The sequence below is a fragment of the Actinoplanes sp. DH11 genome, from assembly GCF_020873875.1.
In the GTDB taxonomy this organism is placed as follows: Bacteria; Actinomycetota; Actinomycetes; order Mycobacteriales; family Micromonosporaceae; genus Actinoplanes.
Map to the genome: position 1 here is coordinate 136,343 of NZ_JAHWGU010000009.1, position 19,312 is coordinate 155,654.

General features: G+C 72.5%; 12 protein-coding genes. 8 read left to right on the forward strand and 4 right to left on the reverse strand.

Features of this window, described 5'->3' with window-relative positions; all coding sequences use genetic code 11:
- The first annotated feature begins 12 nt into the window (after window positions 1–12).
- From LPA41_RS15415 to LPA41_RS15430, 4 genes are read left to right on the forward strand one after another with little or no spacing between them, the layout of a single operon-like run.
- The gene (locus LPA41_RS15415) at window positions 13–405 is read left to right on the forward strand and encodes a hypothetical protein (protein ID WP_229071061.1); all 393 of its coding nucleotides are present in this window, start codon (window positions 13–15) and stop codon (window positions 403–405) included.
- Window positions 398–700 carry a type VII secretion target gene (locus tag LPA41_RS15420; RefSeq protein ID WP_229071062.1) on the forward strand — a complete coding sequence of 101 codons (303 nt, stop codon included), beginning with the start codon at window positions 398–400 and terminating at the stop codon, window positions 698–700. The genes LPA41_RS15415 and LPA41_RS15420 overlap by 8 nt, the downstream gene beginning before the upstream one ends.
- The gene (locus LPA41_RS15425) at window positions 697–2,001 is read left to right on the forward strand and encodes a hypothetical protein (RefSeq protein ID WP_229071063.1); all 1,305 of its coding nucleotides are present in this window, start codon (window positions 697–699) and stop codon (window positions 1,999–2,001) included. Before LPA41_RS15420 ends, LPA41_RS15425 begins: the two co-directional genes overlap by 4 nt.
- Window positions 1,998–2,834, forward strand: a complete 837-nt coding sequence (locus LPA41_RS15430) for a hypothetical protein (protein ID WP_229071064.1) — start codon at window positions 1,998–2,000, stop codon at window positions 2,832–2,834. Before LPA41_RS15425 ends, LPA41_RS15430 begins: the two co-directional genes overlap by 4 nt.
- Before the next feature lie 21 nt (window positions 2,835–2,855).
- Here LPA41_RS15430 and LPA41_RS15435 read toward each other — a convergent pair whose 3' ends face one another.
- A complete protein-coding gene (locus LPA41_RS15435) occupies window positions 2,856–3,431 on the reverse strand; it encodes a TetR/AcrR family transcriptional regulator (protein WP_229071065.1) in 576 nt (191 codons plus the stop codon).
- 112 nt (window positions 3,432–3,543) lie between these two features.
- Here LPA41_RS15435 and LPA41_RS15440 point away from each other — a divergent pair, with 112 nt between their 5' ends.
- Window positions 3,544–4,563, forward strand: coding sequence for an aldo/keto reductase (locus LPA41_RS15440; protein WP_229071066.1), 1,020 nt, complete (start codon window positions 3,544–3,546; stop codon window positions 4,561–4,563).
- 17 nt (window positions 4,564–4,580) lie between these two features.
- On the opposite strand, the gene LPA41_RS15445 is transcribed toward LPA41_RS15440, so the two are convergent.
- Together LPA41_RS15445 and LPA41_RS15450 are read right to left on the reverse strand one after the other, a co-directional pair.
- Window positions 4,581–4,787 carry a hypothetical protein gene (locus LPA41_RS15445; protein WP_229071067.1) on the reverse strand — a complete coding sequence of 69 codons (207 nt, stop codon included), beginning with the start codon at window positions 4,785–4,787 and terminating at the stop codon, window positions 4,581–4,583.
- Window positions 4,788–4,789: 2 nt separating this feature from the next.
- Window positions 4,790–5,917 carry a hypothetical protein gene (locus LPA41_RS15450; protein WP_229071068.1) on the reverse strand — a complete coding sequence of 376 codons (1,128 nt, stop codon included), beginning with the start codon at window positions 5,915–5,917 and terminating at the stop codon, window positions 4,790–4,792.
- Between the two features lie 147 nt (window positions 5,918–6,064).
- On the opposite strand from LPA41_RS15450, the gene LPA41_RS15455 reads away from it, so the two are divergent.
- The 3 genes from LPA41_RS15455 (at window position 6,065) to LPA41_RS15465 (ending at window position 7,580) form a co-directional block, all read left to right on the forward strand.
- Entirely contained in the window at window positions 6,065–6,469 is a 405-nt protein-coding gene (locus tag LPA41_RS15455) for a hypothetical protein (protein ID WP_229071069.1), read from the forward strand.
- A 29-nt stretch (window positions 6,470–6,498) separates the two neighbouring features.
- Entirely contained in the window at window positions 6,499–6,807 is a 309-nt protein-coding gene (locus tag LPA41_RS15460; RefSeq protein ID WP_229071070.1) for a hypothetical protein, read from the forward strand.
- 104 nt (window positions 6,808–6,911) lie between these two features.
- The gene (locus LPA41_RS15465; protein WP_229071071.1) at window positions 6,912–7,580 is read left to right on the forward strand and encodes a lysoplasmalogenase family protein; all 669 of its coding nucleotides are present in this window, start codon (window positions 6,912–6,914) and stop codon (window positions 7,578–7,580) included.
- A 92-nt stretch (window positions 7,581–7,672) separates the two neighbouring features.
- Here the strand turns inward: LPA41_RS15465 and LPA41_RS15470 are convergent, their stop codons facing one another.
- A complete protein-coding gene (locus LPA41_RS15470; protein WP_255689736.1) occupies window positions 7,673–19,240 on the reverse strand; it encodes a non-ribosomal peptide synthetase/type I polyketide synthase in 11,568 nt (3,855 codons plus the stop codon).
- Window positions 19,241–19,312 lie beyond the last annotated feature (72 nt).

Sequence of the window (19,312 nt, forward strand, 5' to 3'; positions counted from 1 at the left end):
GGGGAGGTGGCCGTGCGCGACATCGACGCGGCCGACGAATGGCTGGCGGACTGGACCGCGCGCATCGACGCGCAGGCCGCGCGCGCGGCGCAGCTCGCGCAACGGGTGGCCGGGCTCAGCGCGCAGGCGCGCGGCCGGTACGCGGTGGTCACCGTGGGTGCGAACGGCCAGGTCGAGGGCTTGGAACTCGACGATCAGATGTACGGGCTGAGCCCGCACGAACTCAGCGACGAAATCCTGACCGTGATGCGGTCCGCGCAGGCGCACCTGGTCTCGATGGTCGCCGAGGAGGTGCACGACACCGTCGGCGCCGACTCCGAGACGGGCCGGGCCGTGATCGACGGCTTCGCCCGGCGCTTCCCACCACCGCCCCCGCCGTCCGCACCGGGGGATTCCCGTGGCTGACTTCGTCGACGTTCCGGTCCCGGCCGTCGTCCGGCACGCCGCCGCGGTCGACGGGGTCACCGAGGAGGTCCGGGCGGCCCGGGCCGCGGTCACGCAGGTGACGATGGACCCCGGCGCGTACGGCATGCTGTGCGGCTTCCTGCCCGGCATCCTGTCCGGGGTCTTCGAGGTCGCGGTGGTCGCCATGAACGGCAGCGCCGAGGCGTTGCAGGAGACCGCCCTCAACCTGCGTGCCGCCGTCCGGCTCCTGGAAGACACCGACAACCACTCGGCGCGCGAGATCGGATCACCGTGACGAGTCCGGTTGCCGGGCTGGGGCTGGTCGAGGACGCGTACCAGATCGCCTCAGGCATCCAGAACGGCAGCTGGGTGGACGCCACGCTCGGCGGCGTCGGGGTGTCGCTGGAAGCGTTGTCGCTGATCCTGGACCCGATCGGCGGCCTCGTCAGCTGGGGCGTCGGCTGGTTGCTGGAACACGTCGAACCCTTGCGCGAAGCCCTGGACCGGCTCGCCGGCAACGCCGGCGAGGTGTCCGCGCAGGCCGCGCAGTGGCAGCAGGTGGCCGCCGCCATGTCCGCCGCACACACGTCGTACGCCGCGCAGGTCAGCACCGACACCACCGGCTGGTCCGGCGCCGCGGGCGACGCCTACCGCGCCCACGCGGACACCCAGCTCTCCGCGTTGCAGGGCATCGGGGTCGCGGCAGGCGGCATCGCCTCGGCAGTCGAGGGTACGGGCCTGCTGGTAGCCCTGGTCCGCGAAACAGTCCGCGACCTGATCGCCGAATTCGTGGCCACCCTGGCCGTCCGGCTGCCGCAATGGCTGGCCATGGAAGGCCTGACCCTGGGCATCGCAACGCCGTTCGTAGCCGGCCAGGTGGCAAGCCTGGTCGCCTCCTGGGCCAACCGGATCCAGCACTTCCTCCGCGGCCTGCTCTCCAGCCTGCGCAACCTGCTCCCCAAGACGGAAGCGCTGAGCCGCGTCTTCGAAAAGCTGCGCGAGCTGCTGGCGGCAATGGCCAGGAAATCCCCCTTCGCGGGCCGAGCAGACGCCTCAGCGACACCGTCGGCGCACGGCAGCAGCAACAGCGGCGGAGGCGACGGCGGCGGCGGCAATACGGGTGGCGGATCGGCGGGAGTGCCGCCACCAGGACCGCCGTGGCGTGGCCGCGATGACATCGCTGGTCCGGCTCGGGGGAAGGACCTGAGACCGCCGCATCCTCGGCACAGTTTCGCTGGACTCAAGCACGGTGAGGTCAAGAAGGAGAACACCTTCATTCTCCGTGGCAATGAGGCGGCGGTCCAGGATGACATCCGGCAGATCGCGGACGGCAAGGCGAAGCTCCACAAGGACACCGGCAGTTACGAAGTGAACGGCCGAATCTATACCGTTGAGCCGAGCGGCACGGTCTTTCCGGTGTCAGGGCCGGGGTTGGTGCCCCTTGACAACAACGAATACGCGGCACTGAAAGAAATCGCGCGTGCTGGCGGTGACGTGGACAAGGTGAAAGTCTTCCAATTCGCGCCGCGCTTCCTGAACCACCCGGAGGCGATTGCGAAGGCAAAGTCGATCTACGACGGGACCTACTCCGAATGACGTACTACATGTTCTTGCTGGGCAGCCTCGACCATGCACGAGTGAGGGCAGCTCTCGCCAGGTTCGCCGGCGTGGCCGAAGACGACGTCGACATCAGCGAGCGTGACGTCATGGAGCGTAACTGGCAGGCCGCCGTGCTCGTCACCTGCGAACCGGTGGAGGGCGATGTGACCTGGTCGCTGGACATCTATCTGCGCGACGGCGATTTCGGGGAGAAGGCGCTGGGTGAGCAACTCGCGGCAACACTGCGGGCGCCCGTGCTCTACTCCGCGGAGGCCCACCCGCCGAGCGCTCACTGGCTGGTGGAACCGGACGGCTCTCGCACCCGAGCTCGTGTTTACGAGGGTGAGGACGAAGTGGATGCGACGGTCCTCATCATTGACGCGGTGGAACGGCCGGTGGCCGCGTTGCCGAACGTCCGCGTTGAGTCTCAGCCTGAAGTAATCCGCCAGCACCGGATGGCTACACCCATCGCGGACGGCTTACAGGCGTTGCTCGCCGACGAGTCGAAGAATCCTGCGCACAGTGACGCTTTGTGGGAGGTCATGAACGATTTGAAGGCGTGGGAGGCCATGACCGTGCGGATGACTTCGGGATGGCCGCCCGACGGCTGGTACCCGACCGAGTACTGGAATGAAGACCTGACGACGCGTGACGAGCTGACGAACGATCTGAAAAAGCTTCCAGAGGACCTCGCTGAGACCATCGCTGCAGCGGTGACGATGGTGGACGACACATTCCGGGCCGCCACCGACGAGATTGCCGGTGTGGCGCCGGACAAGGCGTGGTGGTGGCATCGGGCTCCGGAGCCGCCGCCCTGGAGCGACAAGTGAGAGGCGTCGCCCGTACCCGGTTCATTGCTGCCGCAGGCCGCCGATCAGCAGGCTGACCAGGCGCCGCGCGTCGTAGCCGGTGTCGGAGTTCGCGCCGATGCAGAGGTTGCCGACGCCGCGCATCAGTTCGTAGGCGGTCACGTCGGCGCGGACCTCGCCCGCGGACGCGGCGGCGGTGAGCAGGTCGGCGCAGACCGGGACGAGGCGTTCCAGGAAGTACGCGTGCAGGGTCTGGAACGTGGCGTCGTCGGATCGCAGGGCCTCGGCCAGGCCGTGTTTGGTGATGAGGAAGTCGACGAACAGGTCGATCCAGGATGCCAGGGCGGCGTGGGCGGTGTCGCTGCCGGCCAGCAGGCGGGGGCCGGCCTCGGCGCACGCCTCGATCTGGTGCCGGTAGACGGCGATGACCAGGTCGGCTCGGGTCGGGAAGTGCCGGTAGTACGTGCCGACGCCGACGCCGGCTTGTGCGGCGATCTCGCGTACCGGAACGTGCACGCCGCCCGTCAGGAAGGCCGCGGCGGCGACGTCGAGCAGGGTTTCCATGTTGCGGCGCGCGTCGGCCCGTTTGCGGTGAGCCGGCGCTGAGGACTCGGGCATGTGTGGTCTCCGTCACGCTCTTCGCTAAACGGAACGTCGTTCCGTATGGTGGCTATCGGAACACGGTTCCGCTTGTTCCGGAAGCATGCCAGATCCTCAGGAGGAACGACCAATGCAGTACCGCACTCTCGGCCGCACCGGTGTGCAGGTCAGCACGCTCGTGCTCGGCGCCATGAACTTCGGCCGCATCGGCCGCACCACGCAGGACGACGTCACCGCCGTCGTCCACGCCGCGCTCGACGCGGGCATCAACCTCATCGACACCGCGGACATGTACAGCGGCGGGCAGTCGGAGGAGATGGTCGGCAAGGCGATCGCCGGCCGCCGCGACGACATCGTCCTCGCCACGAAGGCCACCATGCCGATGGGTGACGACCGCAACCGCCGGGGCGGCTCGCGCCGATGGCTGGTCACCGCCCTCGACGACAGCCTGCGCCGGCTCGGCGTCGACCACGTCGACCTTTACCAGATGCACCGCTGGGATCCGCTCACCAGTGACGAGGAGACCCTGTCCGCGCTGACCGACCTCCAGCGCGCCGGCAAGATACGGTACTTCGGTTCGTCGACCTTCCCGGCCTACCGCATCGTGCAGGCGCAGTGGGCGGCTCGCGAGAACCACCTGGGGCGGTACGTCACTGAGCAGCCCAGCTACTCCCTCCTGCAACGCGGCATCGAGGGTCACGTGCTGCCGGTGACCGAGGAGTACGGTCTGGGCGTTCTCGCCTGGAGCCCGCTCGCGTCCGGCTGGCTGTCCGGCGCCGTCCGCGCCGGACAGGAGATCACCACCAGCCGGTCGGCGTTCCTGCCGGACCGCTTCGACCTGTCGACCGCCGCGAACCAGGCCCGCCTGACCGCCGTCGAAAAACTCGCCACCCTCGCCGCCGATGCCGGTCTCACCCTGATCCAGCTCGCGCTCGGCTTCGTCACCGCGCACCCGGCCGTGACCGGCGCGATCATCGGCCCCCGGACGATCGACCACCTGCTCTCCCAGCTGGCCGCCGCCGACACGGTCCTGCCACCCGACGTCCTCGACGCCGTCGACACCATCGTCGCCCCGGGCGTGGACCTGGCCCCGCACGAGAAACTCGACACCCCACCCGCCCTGCTCGATCCCAGCCTGCGCCGCCGCTGATCAGGCACGGGCAGTGCTCACATGAGGTGGATCTCGACCTCGAAACCGTCCGCGAGCACCGCGTTGAGATGTGCGGCATGGGCGCCGAGCCATTGGGTGGCGGCACCCGGGGCCGCGGTCAGACGCAGCAGTACGTAGTCCTCGTCGCCCACAGTGTCCTCGCCGCAGATGCAGCAGCGAAGCCGTTTGGTCACCTCACCCGTCCAGGTCGTCCCGTCGGTCACGCCTACTCCCATCTGCCGCTGTCGATCTTCCGCTGGACGTAGTTCTCGGAGACTCCTTCCATGACGGTGTTGGGTGTGTCCGACGGGTTACTCAGGTCCCGTACCACGACATCGTAGGTTCCGTTGCCCTTGTCCAGGACCTTCACGATCCGGCCGTCGTCCTGCACGTACATGTCTCCGTGGGCCCAGACGAAATCAGGATCCGCGTCCCGGGAGGCGGTGCGCAGGGCACCGTGAACGTCGCGGACGTCGGTGGCCGGCGTCTCGTCCCTGCCCGGACCGTCATCCGGGTCCGGCGGCGACGGCTCCGACGGTGACTGCCGCGAAGGCCGGGCGCCCGCGTTGTCGGACTCCGCAGGGTTGTTGTGTGCGGCTTTCTTGCTGTGCATGACGAGCGACTCGAAGATGTCGCGCAGGGTGTCCGTCCTGGGGATCAGCCGGCGCAGGCTGGTCAGCAGGCCGCGCAGGAAGTGCTGGATCCGATCGGCCCAGGTGGCGACCAGGCCGGCGACCTGGGCGGCGACGGCCGGTGTGGCGATGCCCAGGGTCAGGCCTTCGAGGGCCAGCCACTGCGGCAGCCGTACGGCCAGGGTTGCCACGAAATCGGCGATGAGGTCACGGACGATCTCGCGGACCAGGGCGACGAGCAGTCCGGACCCTTCGACCGCGGCGGCCAGCCCGCCCGCCGCGACCCCGATGGCCTGCATCGTCGCGGCCTGCGAACCGGCGTGCTCGCGGTAGGCGGTACCGGCGTCGCTGGCCCAGCCCGCCGTGTCCCGGTCGACGTCTTCGGCGTAGGTGGCATGCGCGCTCGCGAGGGCCGCTGCGACGTTGTGCCAGGTGGCGGCGTGTGCTGTCACCTGGCCGGCGTCGCCGGTCAGCTGGTCGAGGGCCTCGCGCAGCGGCCGGACGTGTTCGAGCAGCCAGCCGACGCCCCAGCTGACCAGGGTGCCGAGCGGGTCGAGTGCCAGGGACAGCGATTCCAGTGAGGCGCCGACGCCGCCGAGGGAGGCGTCCACCCAGCTGCCGTCGCGGATGCCGGCGGCGATGTCGGAGGCGTGCCCCGCCAGGCCCAGGCCGGACAGTCCGCTGGTGGGGTCGGCTGCCGGAACGACCAGCGAGCTCGTCACGGCCACCTCCCGGGTCGGGTCACTCCTCCCGGTGTACCGGTGTTGGCCGTACCCGGTTCACGGCCGGTGGTTTCGCCGATCCCGGAAACGCGATAAATCGACGAACATCACTGCGCATGAAGGGACGAGACACATATCGGAGGAGCGGTGCTGGGGCAGTCGTGCGGCGGTCTGGAAACGGTCGAGGCGAGTGCCGACGCCCGGGTCGACACGTCGATCTTCTTCAAGGGTGGCCTGCTCAGCGACGCGGAGAACTTCCGGCTGTCGCGGCTGCACGCCCCGGTCGCCTACCTCACGGGTGGTCCGGACGACATCGCCTACCCGAACGCGGTCGACGACTACGGCCGGCTGCCGGCGCGTCTGCCGGCGTTGCTCGCGCACCTGCCGGTCGGCCATTACGGCACGTTCGCGCAACCGGCGAGCGGCGAGTACGGCCGGGTGGGTGCGGCCTGGTTGCGCTGGCACCTCAAGGGCGATCAGGCGGCTCGCGCCCTGATCAACGGCCTTTCCCGCGGTACGCAGTGGACGGTCACGAGCAAGAATCTTGGTTGAGCTGATCTCCGACGGGCAACAATGTCGATATGGACTGGCTGGAATTCGCGCTGCTGCACGCCGACGAGCCGCGTACCGTCCAGGTCGACGGCACCGATGTCGGCCCCTGCCTGGTGCACGGCGAAGTGATCTTCTGCCCGCCGGACACGGTCGCCGAGCCGGGCACCCGGGTGACCCTGCCCGGCGGCCGTGCCGTGCGGGTCCGCAACGCGATCTTCATGGACGCCCTCGGCACCCGCCTGCCCGAGCACCTGCAACTGGACGTCGAGGCCGGGGGCAGCGACCGGTACCGCAGCGCGAAGCACAGCATGTCGCGCCACAACGGCCGCGGCGTCTGACGTTCCGGCCGCACCACGGCCAATCTGAACCGGGCATGAACGCACCGTGAAAGACTGGTCCAACCAGTTGACGGAGAGTGAACCCGTCGGAAAACTGCCAACCCATGACGCTGCCGCTCAAGCTGTACGCCGTGGCCGCCGCGGCGGCGATCGCTGGGGCGGCCGCCGGTGTGACCGTGCTGCAGTGGGTGGCGACGCCGCTGCTGGCCCCGCTGCTCATCTGGCATCTGCTGAGCCGTGGCCGCCGAGACCTGGTGACCTGGGGGTTCGGTCTCGCGGCCGCCGGGGGCGTCGCGATGCTGCTGCCGGGCCAGGTCGCCCTGGTCGTCGGCGTGACGTTGTTCGCCGGTACCCATGTCTGCCTTCTGCTCGCGTTCCTGAGCAGCGGCAAACCCCTGCCGGGCCCGTCGGCGTTCTGGGCGCTGAGCTGGGTGTCGGCCAACGCCCTGCTGTACGAGCGGTTCGGCGCGATGCGCGTACCCCTGCTGTTCTACAGCCTCGCGCTCACCGCGATGGCCGCGGCAGCCGCCGGGGTCTCGCGGACGCTGGCGGCGGGCGGTGCGCTGTTCGCGGTGGCAAGCGTGCTGGTGGGAGTGGGTGCGCCGGACGTGCTGGTCACCGCGAGTCACGCGGCCGCGCTCGCCCTGATCGGCGTCGGATGGACGCGTGCCGAGGTCTCACCGAGCGTGCCGGTGCAGAGCAGGCGGTTCGGCGAGGCCGAGCCGGGGCTGGTTACTACGCCCGTGGTCGCGCCGCCGGCGAGGGCACTCTGACCCTGGGCGGGTGAGTCGCCCGGGCGAGCGGCGAGATACAACGCCGCCGCCCCGGTGTGGCACGAATGCCGCAGCCCAGGCACCGGGTGTTCTCACGCTTTTCCTTCGTTGCGGCACGGGTCGACCAGGGTGCCCAGCAGGTGCAGCGGGGCGGCGCTGACGGCGGCTGCGTCGAGGGCGTTCCAGTAGGCAGCGGCGTGGTCCGGGGTGACCGGGCCGAGGACCTGCGGCAGACCGGGGATGGTGGCGTGCAGCAGGGATTCGAGCTGGCAGGACGCGAGCGTGCCGGGGATGCCGAAGCGTATCGGGGGGAGACCGGCGGCTACCTCGCGGGTGGTGGGGCCGCAGTCGAGCAGGCCGCCGCCGACGACCAGGACGTCGCGCCGGTCGCGCATCCGGGACAGGGCGCGTCCGGTGTCGAAGCAGTGCGGGAAGGAGTCGTCGACGACGATCGTTCCCGGTCGCAGGCGGTCGATGTCGAGGGTGCCGGGGCCGCCGCTGGAGGCCGCGATGATCAGGTCGGCCCGGTAGACGGCGTCCGGGGCGGCCGGGGTGGCCGCGGCGATCTCGACCGGGCCGGTGAAACGGGTCCGGCCCGGGGTGTCCGGGGAGGTCAGGGATCTGGTCAGGGTGGACAGCCGGTCGGTGGCGGAGGGCAGGTCGCACAGGATCAGGGCGGCCGGGTGCTGCGGGGCCCGGTCCAGGAGCAGGCGCAGGGACGAGGTGCCGATCGAACCGGCGCCCAGGACGGCCACCACGCAGCCGGACAGGTCGCGGTTCTGGGCGGCCAGCGCGGCGAGGGTGGTGCGAACCACGGAGGCGGCCGTGACCGCGTGACCGGTGGTGATCAGGGCGGCCGATGTCTGGCGGGCCGCCAGCGTGCCGTATCCGGTGTGTGCAGGGATCATCCCGGCCAGTGAGACGGTACGGGCTCCTTCCGCGCCGGCCAGGGCGATCGCGGCGGCGGTGTCCGATGCCAGGCCGGGGTGGCCGAGCTCGTCGGCGAACCGGGGCAGGCAGATGAAACCGGATCGGCCCAGTGGGGTGACGACCGTTTCCAGCAGTCGTGCCATGCCATGGGGGAAGAGCGCGGTCCGGATCCCTTCTCGGTCGAGGCTGGGCAGGATTGCCCGTACATCTTCGGGGATCGCCGCCGCGAGGTGCGCGGGCGCCGGAAGGTAACCGATGAGCGCGGCATCCAGCGTGAGCTGGGGTTTCGCCCGTGGGGCGAGGTGCGAGCGCAGCTCCGCGGCGATGGTGTCGAGGGTGCCCGCGGTGACGCGGCCGCGCAGGGTGAGGCGCAGGCCGGCGGCGGTGGGCCGGGTGGCGAGCAGGACCTCGGTGCCCGGTGGCACGGTCAGTTCGGCGTCGGTGTCGTCCCAGGTCAGGCGCAGGTCCCGGCCCTGCAGCGGGCCGAGCGCGTCGAAGTCGAGATGTGTCAGGAAATAGCGCCATCCGTGCGGGGCGATCGCGACACGGGTGCGGTCGAGGTCGTTGCCGGGGCGGGCGGCCACCGCTGCCGCGCACGGGCCGAAGATCCGGGACAGGTTCGGGAGCGGATGATCGCGACCGGTCACCGCTACGCCGATCACCGGCTCCAGCGGACCGATCACCCTGGTCAGGGCGCTGCGGTACGCGTTGAGCACCGTCAAGAACGGCACCCGCCGCGGCACCGTGAGCCCGGCCGTGGAGATCACGTCACTGCTGTTCGCAACCTCGTTCTCGATCACCTCAGGGGATTGACCGCCGATCAGCCGCACGTAGTCGCGGAAGTCCGACCGCAGCTCCGGTAACTCCCCGCCGTCGTAGAGCGTGAAGAGTTCCCTGGTCAGCAGCGCGACACTGAAGCCGTCGCCGATCAAGTGGTGGGCATGCATGATCAGGACGTGCTCGCCGGGGCCGGTCCGTAGCAGCCGAAGCCTCAGCAGCGGCCAGGCAGCGGGGTCGAAGCGGTGGGCCTTTTCGGTCGCGAGTTCGTCGGCGAGGGGCCCCGGATCCGGCTCGTAGGAGACCTGGAGCCGCCCGGGATCGGCCAGTTCCCGCTGGGTGGGCGGGCGCGCCTCGGTGTCGAAGACGGTGCGCAGCATCGGGTGCCGGGCGACAAGCATGCCGACCGCGCGCCGGAACCGGGGCAGGTCGAGCGGGCCGTGCAGGCGCGGGGCGGCCAGCCACGTCGACGGCGCGCCCATCGCGTCGGCCAGCAGGAAACCGCGCTGGCTCGGGGTGAGCGGGAAGTCGGCGCCGGGTGCCGCGTCGATCCCGGGCGCGTCGATCTCCGGCGCGTCGATCTCCGGCGCGTCGGTCCCGGGCGCGGCTGCATCGATCGCGGGTGTGGCTGTCGCGTCGATCGCGGCGGCCAGGGCGGCGAGCGTGCTGTTCCGGTAGATCACCGTGGGGCGCGGCAGGACCGGCAGCTCCGCCTCCAGCAGGGCGAACATGTCGAGCACGCCGATCGAGTCGCCGCCGAGCGCGAAGTAGTCGTCGTCCCGGTTCACGTGCGGGACGCCGAGCTGGTCGCACCACACTTTGGAGATGACCTTCTCGGTCACGGTGAGTGGCGACCGGTCCAGCTTGCCGGTGGGTGTCAGGGGGAGCGCGGCGACGGTTTCGAAGCGGGACGGGATCGCGTAGGGGGGCAGCGTCCCGGCCAGGAAGGCTCGCAGCGCCACCGGGTCGATCGCCGCGCGCGGCTGGATGCTGGCGACGAGGCGGCCGTTCTCGACGCGGACCGTGCAGCCGTCCACCGCGAGATGACGGCGCAGAGCGGCCACCACCTCGCCCGGCTCGATCCGGTAGCCGTGGATTTTCACCTGGTCGTCGACGCGACCCCGGAACCACAGCAGGCCGTCGGCGTCCATTGTCGCGCGGTCGCCGGTGCGGTACCAGCGTCGGCCGTCACGCCACGAGAACGCGGCCGCGGTCTGGTCCGGGTCGTCGAGATAACCCCTGGTCAAGCCGATGCCACCGACGTGCAGCTCACCGACCTCGTCCGTCGCGCACGGGCGCCCGTCCGGTCCGACGACCGCGACCTCGGTGCCGCCGACCGGGCGGCCGATCGGCAGCCGCAGCACGTCGTCGGCGGGCCGTGCGGTGATGACGTGGCAGGTGGCGTTGATGGTCGTCTCGGTGGGCCCGTACAGGTTGGTGATCCGCTGCGCCGGACCGAACAGATCGAACCAGCGGCGTACGTGGCCCGGCGACAACTCCTCGCCGCCGACGTGCACCCAGCGCAGTTCCGGCAGGTCCGGCCGCTCCGCCCGGCGCTCGGCGGTGGTCAGCAGCCGCTCCCAGAGGGTCGGCACCGAACTCCACACGGTGATCCGATCCGTGCGGAGGCGGTCGAGCAGCGTGTCCGGGTCACGGACGGTGTCGTTGCCCCAGGCCACCACCGTCGCCCCGGTCAGCAGGGGTGCGAGCAGCTGCCGGACCGAGGCGTCGAAACAGATCGACGCGGTCTGGGCGAGGCGGTCACCGGGGCCGTACCCGAACTCGGCGATCGCCCAGTCCAGGTAGTTGACCATCGACCGATGGGTGATCGGCACTCCCTTGGGGCGCCCGGTGGAGCCGGAGGTGAAGATGACGTAGGCCAGGTCGTCCGGGCCCGTCGTCACCGGCGGCGGCGTGCCGAGAGGCGCGCTGCGGGTGTCGACGAGCGGGAAACCGCCGAGCGCCCGGGCCGCCGTCCGGGTCGACGCGTCGCAGACCACCACGCCGGCGCCCGCCCTGGTGAGCTGGTCGGCGAGGCGGGCCGGCGGGTGTGCCGCATCGAGCGGGACCCAGGCAGCGCCCGCCTTGAGGATCCCGAGCAGGCCGATCACGGTCTCCGCGCCCCGCCCGGTGAGCAGGCCGATCCGCCGCGCCCCGGACCCGGCCAGCTGCGCGGCCAGGCGGTCCGAGGCCAGGTCCAGGTCGAGATAGGAGAGGGGTACGCCCTCCGTGAGCACCGCGACGGCCGCCGGGGAACGGTGGCACTGTGCCCGGATCCGGGCGACGACGTCCGTGGCGGCGTGGTCGGCTCCCGGCCGCCCGGCGGGTCCGGCGTGCGCGGCTCGCTCGGCGTGCGCGGCTTGCTCGGCGTGCGCGGCGTGCGCGGCTCGCGCGGCTCGCTCGGCTCGCTCGCCGATCGGGATCGGCGCGGCGGCGTGGTGCAGTTCGGCCAGGTGCTCGGTGGCGAACCGGGTGATCGTCGTGTCCGTGAACAGCCCGGCCGGGTAGTTCCAGGAGAAGTGCAGCGCGCCCTGCGCCTCGAAGCAGACAAGTCCCAGCCGGGTCGCCGCCGACGCGGTACCGGCGACCGTCTCCGCGACCTGATCGGCGGCGGTCACCCCGGCCGACGGGAACCGGGCGAAACTGAAGCTCGCCGGACCCGCCGTCCGCGGGCCCTCGGGGCCGGCCGCCAGCAGCCGGGCCAGGTCCACCGTGGAGACCGAACCGTGCTGCTCACTGACCAGCCACGCCTCCCGAAGCCGGTCGGCCAGGGCGGTGACCGGCTCGTCGGGGTCCGCCGAGGTCAGCAGCGGCAGCGTGTCGGCGAACGGGCCCACCATCCGGTCGATCCCGGCGAGGCGAGCGGTCCGGCCGGCCCGCGCGACGAGCACCGGAACCGTCGACCGCCCGGACCAGCGGGACAGGCACCGGACGTAGACGGCCAGCAGCAGATGGAACACCGTCACACCCGCCGCGCGGGCATTCTCGGTCAGCCGGGCCGTCAGCTCCGGATCGGCCGAGACCTGCCGCACGGCGTAGGGCGGCCGCGGACCGGCGTCCCCGTCGAACGGCAGGGGGAGATCCGGGTAAGCGGCCAGGGCCGTACGCCAGTGATCCAGATCCGCGGGATCCGGCGCCGCACGCAGCGCCTCGTGGTCGGCGAACGTCGCCACCGGCGGCGGAGCCGGCGCCGAACCGGCGTAGAGCCCCCACAACTCGTCGCCGAGAACCGCGAGGCTGTAGCCGTCGGCCGCCGCATGATGCGCCACCACCAGCAGATATGCGAGGTCCGGCCCGGCGACGGCGAGCACCGCACGGATCGGCGCCTCCCGCTCCAGGTCGAACGTCCGGTTCCGCAGGCCGGCGTCGAACGTCTCCACCGGCCCGTCCAGATCCACCACCCGGAACCACGACGCGTCCCCGGCCGGCTCGAAACGCTGCCCGTCCGCGCCGATCCGCACCCGCAGCATCGGATGCCGCTGCTCCAGAGCCACGAACGCACCCCGCAGCCGGTCCGGCTCGATCGGCCCGGTCACCCGCTGCCTGACGTACGCGTAAGCCGGCACCTCCGGATAGAGCCGCGCCGCTGTGTGGAACGCCCGCTGCACCGGGCTGAGCGGGAACACGCCAGGTCCCGCGAGGTGCCGGGCCAGCTCGCCGGGTGTGCGGTGCTCGAAGAAGAGCGTGGTCGACAGGCTCCGGCCCAGCCGGTTCTCCAACTCCTTGACCAGGTCGACCGCGGTGAGCGAGTCGAGGCCCAGGGCGAGGAACTGCTCGTCCGGCCCGATCGTCGCCGCGTCCCGATCGAGGGGACCGGCGAGCAGGTCCCGGAGCAGGGCCATCATCTCGTCGTAGCTTCGCGGTGCGGCTCCGGGCGCCGGTGCGGCTTCGGGCGCCGGCGTTGCTCCGCTTGCCGGCGTGGTTCCGGGCGCCGCCGGTGCGGGGGCCACCGTCACGGTGTGGGCAGCCGCCCGGTGCGGTGTTGTGCCGGCACCGCGTCCCGGCGCCGTCAGGGCAGGCCCGGGGCGTGCCGTCGCCGCGCCGGTCGCCGGTGTGCTGATCAGGACCTGCGCCGCGCCCAGGGCCACGGCCTGCCACAACAGGTCGGGCACGTCCGCGACCGGCAGGCTCCCACTGTTCGGGGAAGCGGGACCGGTGCCGGGCAGGTCCGGCCGGTTTCCGCTGGTCGCGGTGGCGGGACCGGTGCCCGGCAGGGCCGGCCGGTTTCCGCTGGTCGCGGTGGCGGGACCGCCGCCCGGCAGGGCCGGCCGGCTTCCACTGATCGCGGTGGCGAGACCGCCGCCCGTCAGGGCCGGCAGGTTGACGGCGACGAAGCGGCGACCCGCAGCCCGTTCGGCTGCCGCGAAGGCGTCCAGGAACGCGTTGCCGGCCACGTAGTCGCCGACCGCCCCGGCCAGCCCCGGCAGCACCGAGGAGACCGACGACAGCGCGACGAACAACGGCCGCTGATCCGCGAGCGCCGTGGCCAGCAGCCGGGTGCCGGCCACCTTCGCGGCGATCCCGGCATCGATCTCGCCGGCCGTCTTCGCCCGCAGGCTGCCCGGCCGGACCACGCCGGCGGCCTGCACCACCACGTCGAAGGTGCGCCCCGCGACAAGCGCAGCGACGTCGGCCTCCCGGGACACGTCGGCGACCCGGTACTCGGCCGTGGCACCGAGCGCCCGCAACTCGGCGAGCAGCCCGGACGGCGCCGCCGACCGGCCGGTGAGCAGCAGCCGCGGCCGTCCCCGCCGCGCCAGGTCCCGGGCGACGGCCGAACCGGCGGCGCCGGCGCCCCCAACGATGAGGTAGCTGCCGTCCGGCGGCAGGGCCGGTTGTTCGGACGCGTTCCGGGCCGGGGCGAGGCTCGGGGCCGGGGCCGGGGCTGGGGCCGGGCTCCCGACCGGGTTCTCGATCATGCTCTCGGACGGGTTCTTGATCGGGTTCTCGGTCGCGGGGACGAACGTCCGTTGCAGCCGCCGGCCGCCGCGCCACGCCACCGTCTCGGCGGGGCCGGGCAGCGGTGGGGCGGTGGCTTCCTCGTCGATGGCGGCGCGACGGGCCTCCGGGGAGTCGGCGGAGGAGAGGTCGATGATGCGTACGCCCAGGCCGGGGTTCTCATCGGCCCAGGCCATCGCCAGGCCGACCCGTACCGCCTGATCCGGGTCGTGATGCTCGCCGCCGCTGCCGGTGGCGAACGCGTCCTTGGTGATGACAAGCAGATGACCGTTCACCGGGGCTGTCATGGCGGTGAAAGGTCCGGTCAGGACGGACAAATCGCCGATCGGATCAGAAGCGGTCAGCGGAGCCGGCGACCAGTGGGGCGTCGAAAACGTGACAGGTGGCCGCACCCAGAACCGGCGGCGCTGGAACGGGTAGGTCGGCAGCGGCACCCGACGAACGCCCGCATCGAGTTCCGCGCGATCCAGCCGCGCGCCGCGCTGCCACAGCTCACCGGCCGTCACCAGCAGTTCCCGCGCATCGTCCCCCGCCGCGAGGACCGTCCGCGGGTTCCCGGCGGAGTGCGAGGCCTGCGGGTTGTCGGCTGAGTGCGACGCCTGCGGGTTGTCGGCAGAGTGCGACGCCTGCGGCTCGCCGGCAGAGGGCGACGCCTGCGGGTTGTCGGCAGCGTGCGACGTCTGCGGGTTGCCGGCAGCGTGCGACGCCTGCGGCTTCGCGTCGGTGAGCGTGGTGTGCGGGTCGGCCGGTTGCGGTAGCGGTGAGTGGTCGAGGGCCACCAGAATGTCGTGCTCGTCGGGATCGGCCAGGAACGGGATGCCTGCCGGGTGCGCCGCTCGCTCTGCGGCGTCGGGCGTGGTCGCCCGCCTGGCTGCTGCGGCCGGGGCGGGTTCATCCGCCGGGGCGGTGGGTGTGGCAGCGTGCCGGAAAGCGTCGGCCTCACTCGCCGGAGCGGTGGGCGTGGCGGCCCGCCGGACGGCTTCGGCAGGAGTCAGCTCGCCTGCCAGCGCGGCGGCGGCCAGCCGGGCGAGGGCGGTGCCGGTGATGGCATCAGGGCGCACTCCGAAGGCGCGCAACTGGGCTGCCCGAGCCAGACCTAGGGCGATCGAAAGCGGTCGCGCTACCTCAGCGTGAGACAACTCGGCGGGCGAAATGTCGGGATCGGTGCACCAGGAGGTCAGTGTGCGGCCGGCGACCGGACCGGCAGCGGCGGACATCTCGTCGAGGGCGGTCCGGAAGGCGGGCGCCGAGGCGTAGAGCTGGGCCCCTTCACCCGGACGCGCCGCGTGGGTGTCCCCGGCGTCGAACAGGAACACCACGCGGGGTGTACGCCCGATGCGCGGCGCCAGGCCGGCAACGGCCGACTTGATAATGGCGGGGCCGGTAGTGGCGGGTCGGGTGGTGGCCGGCTCGGGGGTGAGCAGGTCGGCCGGCTCGGTGATAGCCAGGGCGGCTGGCTCGGGGGTGAGCAGGCTGGACAGCTTGGCGGCGAGGTCGCCGTCGGCGACGATGGCAAGGCGGTGCGGTGCGTCGTCGCGGGCTGTCGACGCCGTGCCGCAGACGTCGCGCTCCGGCAGGGCGGGATGCGCGCGCAGATGTGCGGCGAGATCGGCGGCCGCTGCCAGCAGCGCCTTCTCCGACCGCGCCGACAGCGTGAGCAGGTGCGGCCCGGTCCGGTGCGGCGCCGCCACCGGCGTCGAGGGTGCGCTCGCGGCGGGCGCGGGGGCGGGTGCGAGCGGGGCGGGTGCGAGCGGGGCGGGGGCGGGTGCGAGCGGGGCGGGCGTGTCCCGGTGAGGGGGAGCGGCCAGGACGGCGTGGGCGTTGGTGCCGCCGAAGCCGAAGCTGTTGACGGCGGCCAGGGGGCCGTGCCAGGGGCGGCGCTCGGTCAGTACCTCGAAGCCGGCCGCTGCCAGGTCGAAGCGGCGCGACGGGGTGCCGTGGTGCAGGGAGGGCGGCAGCTCGCGGTGCTGGAAGGCGAGGATGACCTTGAGGAGGGCGGGCATGGCGGCGGCGTTCAGGAGGTGGCCGATGTTGGTCTTCACCGAGCCGAGCAGGCGGGGATGGCCGCCGGGGCGGGGCGGGAAGGCGTACGCCAGGGAGCGTGCCTCGATCGGGTCGCCGACGGGGGTGCCGGTGCCGTGTGCCTCGACGTAGGTGACGTCGGCCGCGTCGATGCCCGCGCTGCGGTAGAGGCCGGCCATCACCTCGCGCTGGCGCAGCGGGTTCGGTGCCATCAGGCTCAGCGACCGGCCGTCGTTGTTGACGGCGGTGGCCTTGAGCAGGGCGAGCGCCGGATCGGCGCCGGGCCGGGTCAGCACGATGGCGGCGCCGCCCTCGCCCGCCACGAAACCGTCGGCGTCGTCGGCGAACGCGCGGCACCGGCCGGTGGGTGACAGCGCCTGCGCGCCGGTGAGCAACTGGTGTGCGGTATCGGTCAGATTGAGGTTGACGCCGCCGACCACCGCGATGTCGCAGTCGCCGGCGTTCAGGCTGAGCCGGGCCAGGTGCAGCGCCACCAGGGCCGAGGAGCAGGCGGTGTCGACGGCGATGGCCGGGCCGTGCAGGTCGAGCAGGTGGGCGACGCGCGCGGCGGTGAGGTTGCGCAGGCTGCCGGTGAGCGCGTGCGGGCCGGTGAGCCGGTGCGGCCCGGTGGCGGCGGTGTCGCGGAGCAACTCCGGATAGCCGGACTCGCCGACGGCGGCGAAGACCCCGATCCGGTGGGCGTGGCGGCGCGGGCCCGCGTACCCGGCGCGTTCCAGCGCCTCGTGCGCCAGCTCCAGGAAGATCCGGGCGTGCGGGTCGAGGTGGCGGGCTTCGTCGTCGCCGATCCCGAAGTACTCCGCGTCGAAGAGCGACGGGTCGTCGAGGGACGGTGAGGTGGCGACCGAGTCCCGGCCGTTGACCAGGTTGTCCCAGAACTGCTCGGGCGTGTCCACGCCGGGGAACCGGCAGGCCATCCCGATGATCGCCAGGTCGCCCGGAGCCGGGTCAGCGGGAGCGGAGGCGCCCGGAGCCGGGTCAGCGGGAGCGGAGGCGCCCGGAGCTGAGTCGGCGGGAGCCGGAGTTCTGTGAGCAGAATCGGTCAGAGCGGGCTCTTCAAGATCGGCCGCAGGAGGGTTGGCCGGCGGCGTCGGAGCGGTGGGCAGCGTCAGGAGGCGGTCGGCGAGGGCCGGGATCGTTGCGCAGTCGCGCAGCAGGACCGGATCGAGGTTCCGGCCGAGTGCGTCCTCCAGCTCCGCGAGCACCTCCATGGCAGCGAGCGACGACCCGCCGACGGCGAGGAACCGGTCGTCCGGCCCGATCGCGGCCGGCTCGATGCGCAACACCCGCGCCCACACCGTCCGCACCAGGTCTTCCATCCCCGCCCGGGTGACAGGGGCGGACGCGGGGGGCCGGAGTGCGGCCGGGGCGGGGGAAGGCTGGTCCGGGGCGGACGACGGGATGCGGGCGCGCAAGGATTGGCGGCGGAGCTTTCCGCTGGTGGTGCGGGCGAACGCACCCCGCGGCACCACCTCGACGCGCACCTCGTCGTACCCCAGAGCCTCCGCCACCCGCCGCCGCACCCGCTCGGCCACCGCCGGGTCGTGGCGGACCGCAGGGGCCGCCACGAACACCACGACGACCTCACGGGTCTCCCCGGCGGTGCCGACCACCGCGACCGGTCCGGCGCCGAGGCCCGGTGTCGCGGCGGCGACCTCTTCCAGGTCGGCGGCGTGGAACGTGCGGCCGTGCACGAACACCACGTCCTTGTGCCGGCCGGTGACGACGAGGCGTCCGGCGCGCAGGAAGCCCAGGTCGCCGGTCCGCAGCCAGCCACCGGTGAGTGCGGCGGCGGTGGCGGCCGGGTCCCGGTGGTAGCCGCGTGTCACGTTGGGGCCGCTGACCTGCACGTGCCCGACGAGGTTGTCCTCGAGCGGCTGGTCCTCGTCGTCGACGATGCGGATGGCGCAGCCCGGCACCGGGTGGCCGACGTCCATGAATTCGACGGCGGCGGCGCCGGGGCCGGCGGGGGCGGCGACGCCGCGGGCCAGGGCGGCGCGGCTGACGGCGACCGGGACAGCCTCGGCGTCGAAGGGTGGGAAGCAGACGGCCACGGTGGCCTCGGCGAGCCCGTACACCGGCTGGGGTGAGCGCGGCGACAGACGCGCCCGGGCCAGTTTGGCGGTGAACGCGCGCCAGACGGCGGGCGAGATCGGCTCGGCGCCGACCATGATCAGGCGCACGCTGCTCAGGTCGAGCGTGTCGAGGATCGCGTCGGGCACCCGGCGTACGACCATGGCGAGCGCGAAGTTGGCCGCCGACAGCACGGTGGCCCGGTGCTCGGCGGCGACCCGCAGCCACATCTCCGGGCGTTTCGCGAACGCGAGCGGGCTGATCCGGACCTGGCGGCAGCGCACGTGCACCGGGGTGAGGTGGGTGCCGATCAGGCCCATGTCGTGGAAGTACGGCATCCAGGTCATGATCACGTCGCCGGGGCCGATGGCGGCGGCGCGGGCGGCCTGTTCGAGGTTCGCGGTGACGTTGCGGTGGGTGAGTTCGACTCCTTTCGGCGTGCCGGTGCTGCCCGAGGAGAATTGAAGGAACGCCAGGTCGTCGGGGGCGGCCCGGTGCGGTGCGGACAGTGGCGCGGACGCACGCAGCGTGGCCGCAGTGAGCCGGCGCGCGCCGGGCAGCACGTCGTCACCGGCCAGGGCGGGTTCGCCCAGGAGGCGCCGGACGGCGGCCAGGCGGTCCGGTTCGGGCGGGAGCGGCACGGGTACGACCCCCGCCAGCACCGCCCCCCAGAACAGCGCCAGGAAGTCGGCGCTGTCGTCCGCGACCACCAGCAGCAGGTCGCCCGGTGCCAGGCCGGCGGCGCGCAGCCCGCCGGCGACCCGCAGGGCCTCGGCGTGCAGGTCGGCGTAGCCGACGAACCGCTCGTTCTCGCCGACGTGCACGACGCCCTGGTCGGGGGCGGTGGCCGCGGCGCGGGCGAGGACATCGGCGAGCGTCATGGCCGGCACGTTACCGAAGATCATCAACTCTCAGCGAAACCGGCATTCCGCTGATTTCGGGAGCTGATTCGG